General features: G+C 62.0%; 14 protein-coding genes. 7 read left to right on the top strand and 7 right to left on the bottom strand.

The features are described from left to right. From QZ266_RS12905 to QZ266_RS12895, 3 genes are all read right to left on the bottom strand, one after another. Nucleotides 1-1,083 (bottom strand): DUF1080 domain-containing protein (locus tag QZ266_RS12905; RefSeq protein WP_295695806.1); only part of this gene is annotated, 1,083 nt, incomplete at its 3' end. 80 nt (nt 1,084-1,163) lie between these two features. Further along, nucleotides 1,164-2,876, bottom strand: a complete 1,713-nt coding sequence (locus tag QZ266_RS12900; RefSeq protein WP_295695804.1) for a GMC family oxidoreductase — start codon at nt 2,874-2,876, stop codon at nt 1,164-1,166. A gap of 9 nt (nt 2,877-2,885) precedes the next feature. After that, entirely contained in the window at nt 2,886-3,455 is a 570-nt protein-coding gene (locus QZ266_RS12895) for a gluconate 2-dehydrogenase subunit 3 family protein (RefSeq protein ID WP_295695802.1), read from the bottom strand. A 412-nt stretch (nt 3,456-3,867) separates the two neighbouring features. Here QZ266_RS12895 and QZ266_RS12890 point away from each other — a divergent pair, with 412 nt between their 5' ends. Both QZ266_RS12890 and QZ266_RS12885 read left to right on the top strand, forming a co-directional pair. After that, complete coding sequence (locus QZ266_RS12890) at nt 3,868-4,290, top strand: hypothetical protein (RefSeq protein ID WP_295695800.1); 423 nt, start codon at nt 3,868-3,870, stop codon at nt 4,288-4,290. Next, on the top strand, nt 4,287-5,402 hold the full coding sequence (locus QZ266_RS12885; RefSeq protein WP_295695798.1) for a 2-hydroxychromene-2-carboxylate isomerase: 1,116 nt from the start codon (nt 4,287-4,289) through the stop codon (nt 5,400-5,402). The genes QZ266_RS12890 and QZ266_RS12885 overlap by 4 nt, the downstream gene beginning before the upstream one ends. Here QZ266_RS12885 and QZ266_RS12880 read toward each other — a convergent pair. The 3 genes from QZ266_RS12880 to QZ266_RS12870 are packed head-to-tail and all read right to left on the bottom strand — an operon-like array spanning nt 5,372 to nt 9,620. Then, nucleotides 5,372-6,574, bottom strand: a complete 1,203-nt coding sequence (locus QZ266_RS12880; protein ID WP_295695796.1) for a HupE/UreJ family protein — start codon at nt 6,572-6,574, stop codon at nt 5,372-5,374. The genes QZ266_RS12885 and QZ266_RS12880 overlap by 31 nt on opposite strands. Beyond that, the gene (locus QZ266_RS12875; protein WP_295695794.1) at nt 6,574-7,344 is read right to left on the bottom strand and encodes a hypothetical protein; all 771 of its coding nucleotides are present in this window, start codon (nt 7,342-7,344) and stop codon (nt 6,574-6,576) included. Before QZ266_RS12875 ends, QZ266_RS12880 begins: the two co-directional genes overlap by 1 nt. Then, on the bottom strand, nt 7,344-9,620 hold the full coding sequence (locus QZ266_RS12870; protein ID WP_295695792.1) for a DUF3604 domain-containing protein: 2,277 nt from the start codon (nt 9,618-9,620) through the stop codon (nt 7,344-7,346). The genes QZ266_RS12875 and QZ266_RS12870 overlap by 1 nt, the downstream gene beginning before the upstream one ends. Before the next feature lie 88 nt (nt 9,621-9,708). Here QZ266_RS12870 and QZ266_RS12865 point away from each other — a divergent pair, with 88 nt between their 5' ends. Further along, a complete protein-coding gene (locus QZ266_RS12865; RefSeq protein WP_295695790.1) occupies nt 9,709-10,362 on the top strand; it encodes a TetR/AcrR family transcriptional regulator in 654 nt (217 codons plus the stop codon). A 246-nt stretch (nt 10,363-10,608) separates the two neighbouring features. On the opposite strand, the gene QZ266_RS12860 is transcribed toward QZ266_RS12865, so the two are convergent. Then, a complete protein-coding gene (locus QZ266_RS12860; protein WP_295695788.1) occupies nt 10,609-11,433 on the bottom strand; it encodes a hypothetical protein in 825 nt (274 codons plus the stop codon). A 406-nt stretch (nt 11,434-11,839) separates the two neighbouring features. Between QZ266_RS12860 and QZ266_RS12855 the strand changes: the two genes are divergently transcribed. The 4 genes from QZ266_RS12855 to QZ266_RS12840 all read left to right on the top strand — a co-directional run. After that, nucleotides 11,840-13,147: a hypothetical protein gene (locus QZ266_RS12855; RefSeq protein ID WP_295695786.1), complete on the top strand. Its 1,308-nt coding sequence runs from the start codon at nt 11,840-11,842 to the stop codon at nt 13,145-13,147. A gap of 30 nt (nt 13,148-13,177) precedes the next feature. Beyond that, on the top strand, nt 13,178-14,161 hold the full coding sequence (locus QZ266_RS12850; protein WP_295695784.1) for a TRAP transporter substrate-binding protein: 984 nt from the start codon (nt 13,178-13,180) through the stop codon (nt 14,159-14,161). Beyond that, on the top strand, nt 14,161-14,655 hold the full coding sequence (locus tag QZ266_RS12845) for a TRAP transporter small permease (protein WP_295695783.1): 495 nt from the start codon (nt 14,161-14,163) through the stop codon (nt 14,653-14,655). The genes QZ266_RS12850 and QZ266_RS12845 overlap by 1 nt, the downstream gene beginning before the upstream one ends. A gap of 3 nt (nt 14,656-14,658) precedes the next feature. Continuing rightward, on the top strand, nt 14,659-15,161 hold a 503-nt coding region (locus tag QZ266_RS12840), incomplete at its 3' end, for a TRAP transporter large permease subunit (RefSeq protein WP_295695781.1).

Raw genomic sequence — 15,161 nt, 5'->3', positions numbered from 1 at the left:
GGTCGACGCTTCCATGTCCGACACATCGGGATCACAAGACTCATAACCCACGACCTGGTCACCATTGAGCCAGTGCTCGACGCGGCCCGGCATGACGATCAGCCTGGCCCGATTCCACATATCGCCAGAATAGGCGCGTTTTCCAGATCCGGGCTCGGAGAGGTTTTCCGCCGCGATACGCCCGGGGAAACTGCCCAGGAGACCATTCGCGGGCCGCGTCTCACCGAGTACCGCATCATTGGCGATCTGATAGCGTCCGGCACATTGGCGCGCCCCGTTTAAATAGGCGTAGGAGAGCTGACCATCCGCAGCGCCCTCGACGCGGACGTCAATGACCAGTTCAAAAGCGTCCCCGGGGACATCAAGGCTCGCGCTACCGTCCGTGAGATCAACCCTTCGCCAGCCCCGCAAAGCTTCAGAAGCACTGATCTCATCGACCAACCAGCCCTCGATCAGGGCAAAGCGTCGGTCCAGCCACAAGTCTGCGTCGCGCGGGTTTGCGAGAAGACGCAGATCGCGCCATTCCGTGAAATTGCCCACAAGGGCTTCATTCCGCCCGATATCGTGGATCTGCAAGGCGATGAAACCGTCTGAATGATGGTCGCCGACCACGTGTGCACAAGCGACCCCATTGACCCAGGTCGCCACGGTCTGGCTCACCGCTTCGATGCGAAAATCATTCCATTCGCCATGGTGATAAGCCGCGCGGCACTGCGGGTTTCGAGCCATCGTATGGCGCCAGACATGCGCGCTTTCATGATAGATGCCGCCCGTAAAGCGCCGATCTGTCGGGTCGATTTCCAGCTGATAACCTATCAAGCCGCTGCGCTCATCCGGCGCAAGCTCGGTGCGAAACTGGACGCCGGAATTGCCGAAACCGTCCGAACGCGCCTGAAACTCGAGGACAAAGTCTTCATAATGCGTATCTGTCGCCAGAAAACTATTCGGCGAATCAAGCACATTACTGCCCCGGATCGCCCCGTTCACGACCGCATAGGGTGCCGTACCATTCAGCTGCGTCCAGCCCTCGAGGGTTTGCCCGTCAAACAGGTCCACCCACCGCCCCTCGGGATCGTCAGACACGGACAAGCCCTCACAGCCCGTCAGCCCAAGGACCAAGCTCACACACGCCATGCGCGCGCCCTTGCGGGCATCCAAACGCCTCACAATCCACCCTCCTGCAGACGCTGAACGGCATGATCAACAGCCCGGGCGGTCAACGCCATATAGGTCAATGACGGGTTGGCCGTTCCGCACGAGGACATGCAGGCACCGTCGGTGACGAAGAGATTGTCGACATCATGAGCCTGGTTCCACCGGTTGAGGACCGAGGTGGCAGGATCATGCCCCATGCAGGCTCCACCCATCTCATGCGTCTTGCCGCCAACCAGGACATGCTCGTCATCGGGTGTTCGCACCGAGGAGATATCCTTGCATCCCGCCGCCGTGAGGATTTCCACCGCATCCTGCTCGGCCTGGCGGATCATGGCGCGCTCATTCTCGCGAATATGACAGTCCATATGCGCCAGTGGGATGCCCCAGTTATCGGTTCGCGTTGGATGGAGCCTTATAGTGTTGTCGGCATAGGGCAGCATTTCCCCGAACATGCCGATACCCAGAACCCAGGGCGACCACTGGTCCATCGATGCCTTGCTCTCCGCTCCGATACCCGGGCGCGATCCGGTGTGCCCCGCGCGCTGGCGATTGGCCCCGCCCTGAAAGCCGAAACCGCGCACGAAGGCCTGATCTTCGCGCTCGTGACGATAGTTGGGAATATAAATGCCGGTGGGCCGGCGCCCGAAATCAAACCGGTCTTCCAGCCCCTCAATCCGGCCGTTGGCACCGGCATGACCGAAATGGTCCATGATGTAATTGCCGAGCTGGCCAGAGGTATTGGCAAGGCCATTCGGCATCGCTTCAGACCGCGAATTCAACAGGATCTGGGCCGAGGCAATGGCCGACGCATTGAGGAAAATTATCCGCGCGGAATAAAGGCGTTCTTCCCGTGTGTGATAGTCAACGACCTTCACATGCGTCGCCCGACGCGTGAGCGGATCGTAGATGATCTCGCTGACAACGGAGTCGGTTTCCACGGTGAGGTTACCAGTCCGCTGGGCCGCGGGAAGCGTCGCTGAAAGTGACGAGAAATAGGCTCCGTACGAGCACCCCCGGATACAGTGATCGCGCGCTTGGCAGGCCCCGCGCCCGAGCTCTGCATGCACATCGCGCACTTCGGTGAGATTGGCGCCGCGCCCGATAATCATGCGGCGATCCTCGAAGCTGCGATTTATGTTCCGCGCCGCGACACCCTCGGCGCAATTCATCTCCCACGGCCTCAGGAACTCACCGTCGGGCAGATTCTCCAGCCCGTCACTCGCTCCGGATATCCCGGCGAAGGCTTCCACATGGTCATACCACGGTGCCAGGTCGTCGTAGCGAATGGGCCAGTCCACACCGTGCCCGTCTCGCGCATTGGCTTCAAAATCTTTCGGACCCCAACGATAGGTCTGGCGGGCCCAGGTCAGCGAGCGGCCACCCAGCTGATAGCCGCGCGTCCACATGAAAGGCCGATCCTCGGGATAGGAATAGGGATGATCCCTTTCATCAACAAAGAACTGGATGATCTCGTTGCGATAGGTCCACCCCTTCCGCTTGAGCATGCGGTAGCGGCCCTGCTCGTCATAGATCTCCGGCACCATGCCCCGGAATTCCATGTCCCAGGGCGCTTCAAAATCGGTGTATTCCGGGCTTGGGTGATCAAGATGACGCCCACGCTCCAACACCAGGGTCTTCAGGCCTCGCTCACACAGCTCCTTGGCCGCCCAGCCGCCGGACATGCCTGACCCGATGACAATCGCATCAAACTCTTCACTCATGCCCCGCCCCTAGAATCGCGCATCATCGACAAGCGCCCGAAATTCGGCGGCCGACACATCGCCGAGATACTGACCCGGCACCGCGACATAATCGGGATTTGCCGCCTCGCTGGTGTAATGAATATGGAAAACCAGCCGTTTCAGCGTTCGGTAGGCGGCGGAAAAACCAGGTCGCTCGCCCTCGGCGAAGCTTGCCTGGTCCATGTCCTCCAGGAGACGAAAGCGTGCCTGCCGGGACAAGGACCGGAATGCGCGCCCGACGCTCTGGCGCGCATGACTATCCAGCTGTGCGGGGAAGCCCAGGATTTCTGCCCGGCTGGCCGCCGATGCCCAGTGGTCCATCAACTGGTCGAGATACAGCACAGTACCGGTATCGCCAGCACCGGGAGTATCGGTCCGGGGAATCATGAGATCCGCGACATCGAGAAGAATCGTCGCCGTAGCCCGGTCAAAGACGGAAAAACCGGTAACGTCCGAGAGATCCAGCTCGATTGCGTCACGGTTCTCGCATCCCGACAGTGATAACCCGGCCAGGGCCAGACCGCCCGTCGAGAGCAGAATTCGCCGTGTAACGCCCACCCCCGTCAATCTCCGCCCCCTCGATTCAGCGCGTCACTCTGCAGGGCCTGAAAGCGGCAAGCAAGCCGGAACCCATTGACCCATCCGCGACTTGTTCGGCGCTGGCATACAAAATTGCGCTTTGGATCTGACGCCTCCTGACGATAGGTCGCTCACCAGAAAGGTGGCGCTCCGAAGGCCATGCAGATCAGTCGGTCAACGGGGCGGAGCGGGCTCGTTTGAACACTTCATCGTTTTTCAAATCCTGCAGGTGCCCAAGCGGCGGCAAGGCCGGATCCTAGCATCATCGCAGCGAACACGCTCACGCCTCTCGGCGAAGTAGCTGAAACCCCGAGCATAGCGTGCGCCTTGGCGTGACAAGTCATGTGAGATTGTCCAACCTCTTCCTGGTCACCGCTTACGGAGGGAAAGCATGCGCGTTTCCAATGCCATGGAGCCAAGCGACGCTCAGTTCGGGGCATTTCTCGCCCGCGCGGGCGATGGCCCGGTCCATTTGCTCAACCTGCTGAAGTTCCGGGACAAGGCCGCCTACGCGGACGGGCGGGAACCGGATCTGTCCGGTGCCAATGCCTATATGCGCTATGGCGGACCGATGACCCGGCTGGTTGAATCAGCGGGTGGCCGCCTGCGATTCTCGGCACTGCCGTCGGAATTCCTGATCGGACATGCCGACGAGGCGTGGGACATGATTGCCATCATGACCTACCCATCCGCGTCGACCTTGCCCGAGATTGCCGAGACCCCTGCCTTTCGCGAGATCGAAATCCACCGCAAAGCCGGCCTGGCGGGGCAACTCCTCATCCCCTGTTTCCAATCGGAGACTTTTGTCGCATGAGCCTGAAATCACTCGGTCCACTCGTCTTGACCAGCCCGACATTGCGCGCCGTCTCGCGCCTGCGTCATGCCGGCCTGCGCCGCCTGACCGGTCGCCCTCGCACGCTGCATGCCTTCATCGAGCGCGATGAACCCTATTCGCATCTCCTGCTGCAAGCCCTGCCGCGCCTCGCCGAACATTATCCGGTGGAAATTTCCTGGCATGAGGTCGGTCCACCCGACCGGTCTGCAGCGCCCGAGCCTGACAAGCTGGCGGCCTGGTCAAGGGAGGATGCCCGCCATCTGGCAACCGCCTGGAAGCTCGACCCGACGCCACAACCCTGGCCGCAAACCGCAGGCCCTGACGCAGGTGACGCGCTACGGACGAAACTGGGCCATTACGGCTCGGCCATGACCTGGTTCGAGGGCGAATGGTATTGGGGACTAGATCGTCTACACCATCTCGAAAACCGGCTTGGCGGTCAGTCGCCCCTGTTTTCACCAATCCCGGAGCCCGACGCCGCGAGCGGCGGTATGCTCGACGTCTTCCTGTCGCTGCGAAGCCCGTACAGCTATCTTGCCGCGATGCGTCTGTTCGACCTGGCGGAGCGCTGGCAGGCGACCATTCGCTTGCGACCGGTCCTGCCCATGGTCATGCGGGCGCTGCCGGTTCCAAGGAGCAAACGCTTCTATATCGTTCGCGACTGCAAGCGCGAGGCGGAGCGACTAGGTCTGCCATTCGGCCACATCGCTGATCCGGTGGGCATTGGTGTGGAGCGTGGGCTCGCCCTGCTCGTTGGAGAGATCAATCGCGGACGCGGTCGGGCCTTCCTGCAAGCTTACATGACGGCAGTCTGGTCCCAGGGCGTGGATGCCGCCAGCGACGCAGGACTGCGCCGTATTTGCGAAGTGGCGGGTGTGTCTTGGGATCAGGCCGGCAAGGACCTGTCCGACGATGCCTGGCGCGCGGTCGTTGAAGCCAACCGGGTCGAACTGTTCGAGCACGGGCATTGGGGTGTACCGAGCTTCAAGGTCGGCGACCGCATCGCCTTCGGGCAGGACAGGCTCTGGCTGGCGGGGCGCTGGCTGGAAGAAGCGGCCGCTCAGGACCAGGCACGAACCAGGAACCAGTAACCCCCCGCGGCGGACAAAGCGGCGATGGCGGCAAGCCGGCCATAGGCCAGGATCCGGTCCGGCAGAATCTGTCGGACCAGGACCACCAGCAATCCGGCCATGGCGACAAAGATGAGCTGGCCCAGCTCGACACCGAGATTGAACCCGAACAAGGCCGCCACCCGGTCATCCCGCGGCAGGTCGAGTTCAAGCAGTATGCCGGCAAAGCCAACCCCGTGAATGAGCCCGAAGCCGGCGCTGAAGGCCGGTATCGTGCGCCTCACATCGCCGCCGGCTTCAAGCCAGGCCAGATAACTGCCGGTAAAGATCACAAGTCCGAGCCAAACCGTTATCGGCACCGCTCCGCCGAGAAGACTGTTGACCAGGCCGATGGCAAGCAGGCCGGCCGAGACCAGGATAACGGTGCGGCGATCCGGTCTGGCAGACTGGAAGGCCGACTCGCCGGCGACAAACAGGATCGAGAATCCGATCAGGGCTTCGATCGCGGCGCCGGGCGGACTTATCCAGCCAAGAAAGGCAAGGGCAAGGGTCGCAGAATGCCCGAGCGTGAAGCCAAGCGTTGCAGTGAGGATTTGGCGCCGGGTCGCAACGACCAGCAGCAGGGCTGACAAGAAAGCGAGATGATCGGGGCCACCGAGGATGTGAGTCACGCCCAGCGATACATAGCGCCCGAGCCGGCGGGGCAGCGACAAGGCCTCTCCGGTGGCATTGATTCTGGCCAGGGTATTGCCGCGCGTGAGCACGAATTCCTGGCGCTCACCAAGCTCCATTTGCGCTTGCAGGAAGTGGACATGATTGGGCGAAACAGGAGAGTAGACCTGAATGTCGATCTCGACAGGACCGGTCCTCAAATCACACGCCCAGGCGCCCCTGCCCTGCAAGCGCCCGTCGGGTAACAGTCGCACGACCGGCGGCGCGGCAAGACTGCACAGGCCTCCGCCACGCCGGACCTGGATGCCGTCAACCAAGCGAAGGCGAAAAGCGTCCTCGAGGCTGGTTTCGGGTGGCAGGGTGGCGAGTAGCAGGGTCGCCTGACGGGCATCGAGCAGGAATTCCCCGGCCATGTCGCCCGCGATCTCCTGCCAGTTCGAAATCGACCGACTGCGCTCATGCGCAGCGGCGGGCGCTGTCAGGCCGATGAAGACGAAAAGAAGCGCAAGGAAGCCGCGCATCAATCCGCCCGGATCGCGATCTCGGCCCGGCTACGCAGGTCAGCGAGGTAGGCTTCCAGCGCCGCTTCCTGGCTGCGCTCAACCCACAACGCCTCAACCGCCTCGCGCTGTGAGTCGAACGCGGCCCGTGCAGGCGCGCCGCGCTCGAGGACGGTAATGCGATGCCGGCGAGCGCCGGATCCAATGATCTCGCGGGTTTCACCCTCGGCAAGGTCGAGCACTGACAAGGCCAGCTCTGCGCCCAGATATCGACGCAGGTCACTCGCGCTGATCAGCCGGTCCGGTGGATGCGAAGATGGACGACTGAGTGTGCCACTTTCAGCGGCCCCGCTCTGCCAATCGACCCGCAGCATCAACTCGCCGGAGAATCGCTCTGGTTCGGCTGCGAACAGGGCGCGCAATTCCGCTTCCGACGGGTCGCGTTCGGCGCGCGCAAGGATTGAATCGATCATCGCAATGACCACTGACCGACGGATAGTCGAGGCATTGCGCGGGAGGTCGAGATCGATCGCCCTTTGATAGAGCAATTCCTCGTCGATCAGGCGCGCCAGGGCGTAGTCCGGCGCATCCTCCGGCAAGGGGTTGCGACTGTCGCGGGCCATGGCCTCGAGCGCCAGTTGCAGATCCGCGTCAGTGATCAGATGACCATTGATGCGGGCCGCGACAGCGCCGGACGCCGCGACACCGGATGCTGGCCAGAAAAGTGTCACCAGCGCCAGCAAGGCGCCCGCCGCAGCACCCGCAAGACAGACGGCGCGCGCATCGGGCATCAGCCTTCATCCACGAGGCGTGTCTCGGCCACATCGCGATACCCCAGATAGATCGGCGACGACCAGGCGCGATGCTCGACATCGGCGATGCAGGTTTCATCCATATCTGTCCGGTAGTCGCCGAGACACGGGTTTGCGCGGATGCACTGGCCGTTCTCGTCATACTCGCACCGAAGCGGATCGCCATTTACCTGGCCGGTCGGCTCCTGGATTGCCCGCACATAATAGACGGTGTCGCGCCCCGCTTCGGCGAATTCCGGGTCGGTGAACTCGACGGTACACCCCTCGCCCTGGTCGTCGCAGGGCAGATTCAGCCAGTCATCCTCAATCAGAAGGTCGACCGACTCGTCCGGCGTTATCTGCGGCCTGATACGAACAACTTCTATGCGCGTGATGAGGTGGCGCTCATTGCCCGGATTATAGCATTCACCACGGCACAGCTGCTGCAAGCGGTCCGCCGGCAATCCACGCACAGAATAGTCCGGACAGCCCGGATTCTGCCGCAGCGACCCCGCCGCGCGAACCCTGAAAACCGGGTCAGCTCCGATATCGTCCTCACCGCCCATTGGCGTAAGGATGTCGCCAGTCTCATTGATACGGTCAAACCAGAGCAGTTGGCGCAAACCCGAGGTCGCATAGACATTACGCGTCTGCAGCGCGTCCCAGACGCCGTCCCGACTGCGCTCGCCGGCGTGGGCGGCAACCAGACCGCCGCCTGTGAAGAAGCTGGACTGTCGTTCAAGCTCGGTAACCTGGAAGCCGACATTCCGGGTCAACTCTTCGCGCGTGATCGCTCGCGACCGCGATGTGGCTTCCGGATCCGATGGCAGGATTTGCTCGGCAACAGCCCGCGTTACAGCGCCACCGGCGTCGGTCATATAGTGCCGGGCATGCGTCTTGTAGCCGATCCCGGGTCGGGCCGTATGGGTATCGGACGAGCCGATGAAGCCCCAGCGGAAGCGCTCCGGCTCCTCGCCGTCAAAGTTCGAGATGGCCAGCCCGTACTGGACTGAGGTTGTCGGATTATAGTTGAAAGCCGGCAGAAAACAGTCGCGACACTGGCCGGCATCGAGCCAGTCAGCGATTTCCTCGCCCAGCACGGTCATATGTCCTGCCAGACCGACATGAACCGCGTTTTGCCGGGCCTCCGCCGCGCGGGCCGCGCATTCGATCTCGCCCTGACCCTCGGCACGGCAGCGCTCTTCGATGATCTGACCGGCGCGCTGGCAGGACGGAAGATAATCTGCCGTCGCATCCGGGCAGACCGGATTGTCCGCGCTCCCGGCATTGGGCCGCCAGGAGCGGTATTCTTCGGCATTCCCGTGTCCGGAAAAGACCTCGATCAGCGGAAAGGCCTCGGGACGCTGCGCGTCGACCAATTGCTTGTCCCAGGATGTGCCGGGCGGGGTGTAGAGCCCCCAGGCTGAGCCGTGCGGGATTATGAGCGGCTCCAGCGCCTGGGATTCGAGACGGGCGACCAGCTCGCCGGGCGTTGCAGCCAATTCATAGCAATCGCGGGGCAGATCCCCAGAGGCAATATCCGGATCACACAGAGGCGTATCGCGGACCTCCTGCACGAAGCGTCCGAAATCGTAATAATCCTGCCGATGTTCGAGATCGAGAAAGACGATCTGTTGGGGCAGAAGGCCGCGCGCATTGTCCCGCAATACCCGTACGGTCGTGCCTGCGGCCGCGATCGGCCGAGCCGCGATCTCATTCGCATCAAGCGTGCGAAAGATCACATTCTTGTGGCCATAATGGTCTTCGGGAAGGGGCGCGACCTGGGTCCATTCGAATCCGATGAACGGGATCACATCCGGCACATGGCCGGTGCTCGACTGCGCCTCGCACTGCTGCATGGTCTGCAGCGACTGGGTCCATCGCGCGGGTGTCAGGGCCTCGGCATGATCCGTGATCGCCCAGAAGTCGAGCGCCGAGCAATAGCGCGCAAAATCACAGGCATCGGCGAGCGGATTGGCCCCTTCTCCGCGCAAAAGCGGGAGCGCCCAGACAAAAGCATCGGTCGAGAAAGTCGAGTGCACATGCAGGTCGCCGAACAGGATCTCGGTGCCCGGATCGACGCCCATGGCCGCCCGTTGCCGGTCTTGTCCCGCGCGCCGCTCAGCCACAATGTTTGCCGGAATTTCGGTGCCGACGATTTCGCCCGGACCACGCGTGCGACCATGCCAACCCTGGAATATCCCGATGACATAGACACCGAGGATGAGAAGGAGAACGCCGACCCCGAGGAGTCCGATCCGAATTGCTCGCGACATTGCCTTGCCTCCCGGGCAACCCTTGCATCAATGTCCGGAAACCGTATAAATTGACACATCCAGTGTCAATTTAATTCAGGCTTGGAATGTGATCAGTGTGGCAACCGGGGATGATGATGGTCGCAAGGCACGGCGCGCCCGTAGCCGCTTGAAAATCGTCCATGCTTTCAAAGATCTGGTGCGTGAAGGGGCTGCCGCCCCAAGCGCGACCGACGTCGCGGACAAGGCCGGTGTGGGCTTGCGCACCGTCTATCGCTGCTTCGAGGATATGGGCACGCTCTATCAGGAATTGATTGCCGTCCTGCACGACGAATTCCAGCCGCGAACCCTGCCGGATCTGGACACCGAAGACCGGGCCGTCCGGCTTTCTCTACTGCTGGCGAACCGCACCTCGATTTTCGCTGACCTGGAATCCTTCCTCCTGGCCTCCGAGGCCAAGCGGCACATCTACAAGGCGCTGGACGATGATTACAGCTATCTGCTGCGGCTCGAGCGCGACCGCCTCCAGGCCGTGCTCAATCCAGACAACCGCTTGCCCGACGAGGTATTCGAGGCGCTCCATGGCGTGACCAGTTTCAGCTTCTGGCGGCGCCTGCGGGTTGAACAGGGCCTTTCCAAGGATCAGGCCGGGCGCGTCATGGCGCGCGCCGCAAAATCCGTGCTAGCGACCTCCGCATCACCTCCGATGGTGCAGTCAGTCGCAAGTGAGGCGCCGCCGCTTGTTCAGGGTGATCCGGACTAGGGCGGGAAACTGCTGCCATTCAGCCAGGGCTTGAGTGCGGTTTTCCCCGATCCCGTCATGACGCCGGAAAGTGGCGTACGGGGTTAAGGTGATGGTGAACGCCGGACGGTATGGCGGCGAAATCTTGCAGGCTTCGCATCGACCAGAACCGGCTCTACCAGGCTAATTCCGACCCGGATAAAGGCCCATTTGATCTGACAGGAGCGGCTGAAATCACCCCCGTTCGGCAGGCATTCCGCCCCACCGTCAACCGGCGCTCAGCTTGGCTCGGCCCCATTCGGGTTGCAGGGCGGTCAGCGTCAGGTCGATCTCGCCCCAGGGACCAAAATCGACACGGCTGCTGTCGTCGACATGGGCTTCGTGAACCCCGGTGACCGCCCCTGTCGAAATACAACTACCCGCCTCGAGGGCGATTCCCCGCGTCTGCATCAATCGCAATGTGAACTCCAGCGCTCCAATCGGGCCTCCGGGCAGCGATGCGGCTGTGGTCGCTCCCACCTGGATGCCGTTGATGCTGACGGACGCAGGCATGTCCGACCAGGGTCGCGACTGCCAGTCGGTGATCTCCGGCCCGACAATCAGACCGAAATTATTCCCGAAATCCGTCACAACGCAGATTGGGCCGAGCTCGTTGATACCTGGAAAGGGACTGGACGCGATCTCGACGCCCACATGCAGTTTGCCGGCAACACGACGGGCCAGTTCGGGCGTGATCTCCGTACCCACGGGCACTGACTCGGCGAGCACGAAAATGAACTCGGCCTCTATCGCGGCAAAGCCATCGGCGAAAACCGGCATGGCGTGCACCTCACCATCGGCATGTCCCCGGATCAGATCCGCAAAAATCGGACCGACCAGTCGCTCGGCACCGACCGAGTCGCGAAACGCTGGCGGCACCAAGCCGATTTTCCAGCCCGCAACGGCATCAGGCCATCGGGCAATCGACATGTTCTGGATCGCATATCCATCCGCAAGCGTCGCCGGAAGCTCGCCGGGATACACCCTCAATCCAAGCGCCGCCTGACGCGCGTCGACGAAGGCTGCGGAAATGATTTTCTGGTTTGGCGTCAAGTCGATTTTCCCTGATTTTTCTCACCTTGTCGGCCGGCGAGTTACTCTGACGAAGGGGCTTGCGCCACTCTCGATATTGGTTACGGTCCCGACTAAGGAAACCGGTGTCATTTTTCACGGTATGCCCTCAAGATCAAGCCGCGAACGCCAATCAGCGGCAAGAAACGATGATGGTCACGGATAAATCGGGGCCGCTGGGGAGGAGATAGAAATGATCAGAAGCGCTTTGCTCGTTGGCGTTTGCGCCATCGCCACTGGTTGCGGTCACATAGATGCATTGACGACAAATTTTTCTGCCGACGACGCGGCATCTCCAGCAATTGTCAGTGATGGACAGATCGCTTTTCCGGGCGCAGATGGCTTCGGACGCTTCAGTCGCGGTGGTCGCGGCGGAGCTGTCTACACGGTGACCCATCTCGGTGATTCCGGTCCAGGCTCCCTGCGTGAGGGTGTCGAAGCCGAGGGCCCGCGCACAATCGTCTTCGCGGTCTCCGGTACAATCCAGCTGGAAAGCCCGCTGCGCGTTTCCAATGACTACATCACCATCGCCGGGCAGTCCGCGCCGGGCGGCGGAATTGCCCTGCGCGATTATCCGCTGCAGGTGAATGCCAACAATGTCGTGATCCGATACATCCGCTCCCGCATCGGCGGTGCGAGCGGTGTCGAGGACGACGCGATATCCGTCATTGGCGGATCAGACATCATTCTCGACCACGTCTCGACGAGCTGGGCGATCGACGAGACCCTGTCCTCATCGCAGAGTTTCCGTGGCAGACCGGGCCAGAAACATCTGACAAATCTGACCGTGCAATGGTCGATCATGGCTGAAGGGCTCTACCAGGCCGGCCACGAGAAAGGCGATCGCGCCTATGGCAGCCTGATCCGCGGCAATAATGGCGCGCGCTATTCCTGGCATCACAATCTTTGGGCCAACCATAATTCCCGCATGCCCCGCATCGGGAATTATGCAACGCCGTTCGACGATCCGGACGGGCTCTTCCTCGATTTCCGCAATAACGTCTTCTACAATTGGGGACATGGCGCGGAGACGGATTTCTGGGACTGGGTCCCGGCCAGCGCCGAATTTGACCCGTCGACCCAGTTGGGCCTCAATCAGGATCCGCTCTACGGTCGCGAGAACACCGATCTTCACTATGCTGCCGGCACCGATCTCGATCCGGCGTCGGTTGCTCGCTACAACTTCATCAACAATGCCTACATCCAGGGCCCGCAAACGCTGGGACCGGTCATTTTCTACATGCGCAACACGACCGGTCGCGCCCATTTCTCCGGCAATACGATGGATCATGAATTGCGGGACCAGCGTCCGATGCTGCGGTCGGCGGCCCATGATCTCAGCTGGGTTGATGAGCCATACGAGGCTGACTTCATTCGGACTGACACAGCCGATGACGCCTATGAGGCTGTGCTGCAAGGCGTCGGCGCTTCGCTCTGGCGGGACTCGGCCGACCAGCGGATCATCGATGATGTGCTCAATGGGACCGGGCAGATCATCTCGTCGGAGTCCGAGGTCGGCGGTTGGCCGGACCTGCCCTCGGAGGCACCGCGGACAGACAGCGACGGCGATGGCATGCCGGACGATTGGGAGATCGTCCGCCGCCTCGACCCGCATAACCCGGAAGACGGCTCGCGAGACCTTGACGGCAATGGCTATACTGAACTTGAGGACTGGCTGAACGCGCTCGTCGACTAGCCGCTGGCGACCAGACCCTGGGGAGGGATCATGATCAATCGCAGACACCTCATCGCGACGGGGGCCGCCGCGGCCATGGCCGGCTGTGGCCAGGTTGAGCGGCCACTTTATTCCGCCGATGCCCACGTTGCTGATTATCCAACCGTCCAGGGCGTTCAGGCGATGGCCCGAATGGTCGAGGAGCGGTCAGGCGGGCGTCAGCGCGTGAAAATATTCGCCGGGGCCCAGCTCGGCTCGGAGCGCGATACACTCGAACTGACCATTTTTGGCGCCCTTGATCTGAACCGGGTCAACCTTGCCCCGCTCAACGCCTTCGCCAGCGAAACGATCATTCCCAGCCTCCCCTTCCTGTTCAATTCGGTTGAACACATGCGGACTTCGCTGGACGGCGCGCCCGGACAGGCGATCCTCGATGCCCTGCGGCCACACGGGTTGGTCGGATTGTGTTTCTACGACAGCGGCGCGCGCAGCTTTTACAATACACGCGGCCCGGTTCATGCCCCGGAAGACCTTCAGGGGCTGAAAATTCGGGTTCAGAACTCCGACCTCTACGTCGCCATGGTCCAGGCCTTGGGCGCCAACCCGACCCCGATGTCGTTCACCGAAGTCTATCAGGGCCTTGTCCAGGGCGTGATCGACGGTGCCGAAAACAACATGCCCTCATACGAGTCGACCCGGCATTTCGAGGCCGCGCGCTATTACAGCTATAGCCGCCACGTCATGGCGCCGGAAATCCTGGTGATGTCGAAGCACCGGTGGGACCGCCTTTCCGGTGAGGACCAGGCCATATTCCAGCAGGCCGCGCGCGACAGCGTACCGGTCATGCGTGAGCTCTGGGACGCCCGCGTCAACAATGCGCGAGACCGGGTTCTGGCCAGCGGTGTGGAGACCAATGAAATCGCCGATATCGGGGCGTTCTCAGACCGTATGGAGAGCGTCTGGGACCGCTTTGTCGCGTCCGATGTCCAACGCCGGCTTGTCGAGGATATCCGCAATCTGGGGGGACAGGTCTGATGCGCACATTCGCCCGCTTCCTCGACCTGGCCAGCCGGACGCTCTTCATCCTGGGCGGGGTTGGCCTCGCGGTCATGACCCTGATCATCGGCTGGCAAGTCTTCGCCCGCTACGTCCTCAACGCCTCGCCATCCTGGTCCGAGCAGGCCTCGCTGGTCCTGATGATCTGGTATGTCAGTTTTGCCGCGGCAGCCGGCGTGCGCGAGGGCTTTCACATCCGCATTACCGCCTTTGCGGAAAGCCTGCCGGGCCATTGGCCCAACCGGCTGCAGCTCGTCTCCCATCTGATTGTCGCCCTGGTCGGCTGCGCCATGGCTTTCTGGGGCGGAGAGCTGATCATGAGAACCTGGGAGCATGTCATCCCGACCCTCGGCATCTCGCGCGGCTTTGCCTATTTGCCGCTGCCGATCAGCGGCTTCCTGATTGCGCTGTTCGCGCTGGAGAACATCCTCGAACAGATCAACCCGGCGATCGCCGGCGATGCGGAGTCCTGAACCATGGAATTGAGTATTCTCCTGGGCGTTCTCGTCTTCTTGCTGATCATTGGCGTTCCGGTTGCCTTTTCCCTTCTGGGCGCGACACTGGTCACCTTCTTCATGATGGACATGCCGGCCATCGCCGTCTTCCAGCGGATGGCGGGCGGGATGAGCATCTTCTCCCTGATGGCCATTCCCTTCTTCGTGTTTGCCGGTGAACTCATGCATCGATCCGGCATTGCCGAACGCCTTGTGCGTGTCGCCGAGGCGGCCTTCGGGCGTTCGCGCGGCGGTCTGGGCCAGGTTGATGTGGGTGCCTCCATGCTGTTCGGCGCAGTCTCGGGCTCGGCCATCGCCAGCGTGTCGGCGATGGGTTCCACCCTGATGCCGATGATGCGCGAACGCGGCTATGACGCCGACTACGCCGTCAATGTCACCTCGACCTCGGCCGTTTGCGGCCTGCTGATCCCGCCCTCGCACAACATGATCATCTATGCCGCGGCAGCCGGTGTCGGCGTATCGAT

It is taken from the genome of uncultured Maricaulis sp. (genome assembly GCF_905480005.1).
Classification (GTDB): domain Bacteria; phylum Pseudomonadota; class Alphaproteobacteria; order Caulobacterales; family Maricaulaceae; genus Maricaulis.
Note: the sequence above shows the minus strand (reverse complement) of the source record. Positions and strands in the feature narration are given on the sequence as shown.

What these genes read in the sequence shown, in the direction of transcription:
- QZ266_RS12880 (WP_295695796.1), bottom strand. Translation starts at nt 6,574, where the DNA reads ATGCGCGGCTTCCTTGCGCTTCTTTTCGTCTTCATCGGCCTGACAGCG.
- QZ266_RS12870 (WP_295695792.1), bottom strand. Translation starts at nt 9,620, where the DNA reads ATGTCGCGAGCAATTCGGATCGGACTCCTCGGGGTCGGCGTTCTCCTT.
- QZ266_RS12900 (WP_295695804.1), bottom strand. Translation starts at nt 2,876, where the DNA reads ATGAGTGAAGAGTTTGATGCGATTGTCATCGGGTCAGGCATGTCCGGC.
- QZ266_RS12890 (WP_295695800.1), top strand. Translation starts at nt 3,868, where the DNA reads ATGCGCGTTTCCAATGCCATGGAGCCAAGCGACGCTCAGTTCGGGGCA.
- QZ266_RS12845 (WP_295695783.1), top strand. Translation starts at nt 14,161, where the DNA reads ATGCGCACATTCGCCCGCTTCCTCGACCTGGCCAGCCGGACGCTCTTC.
- QZ266_RS12850 (WP_295695784.1), top strand. Translation starts at nt 13,178, where the DNA reads ATGATCAATCGCAGACACCTCATCGCGACGGGGGCCGCCGCGGCCATG.
- QZ266_RS12885 (WP_295695798.1), top strand. Translation starts at nt 4,287, where the DNA reads ATGAGCCTGAAATCACTCGGTCCACTCGTCTTGACCAGCCCGACATTG.
- QZ266_RS12875 (WP_295695794.1), bottom strand. Translation starts at nt 7,344, where the DNA reads ATGCCCGATGCGCGCGCCGTCTGTCTTGCGGGTGCTGCGGCGGGCGCC.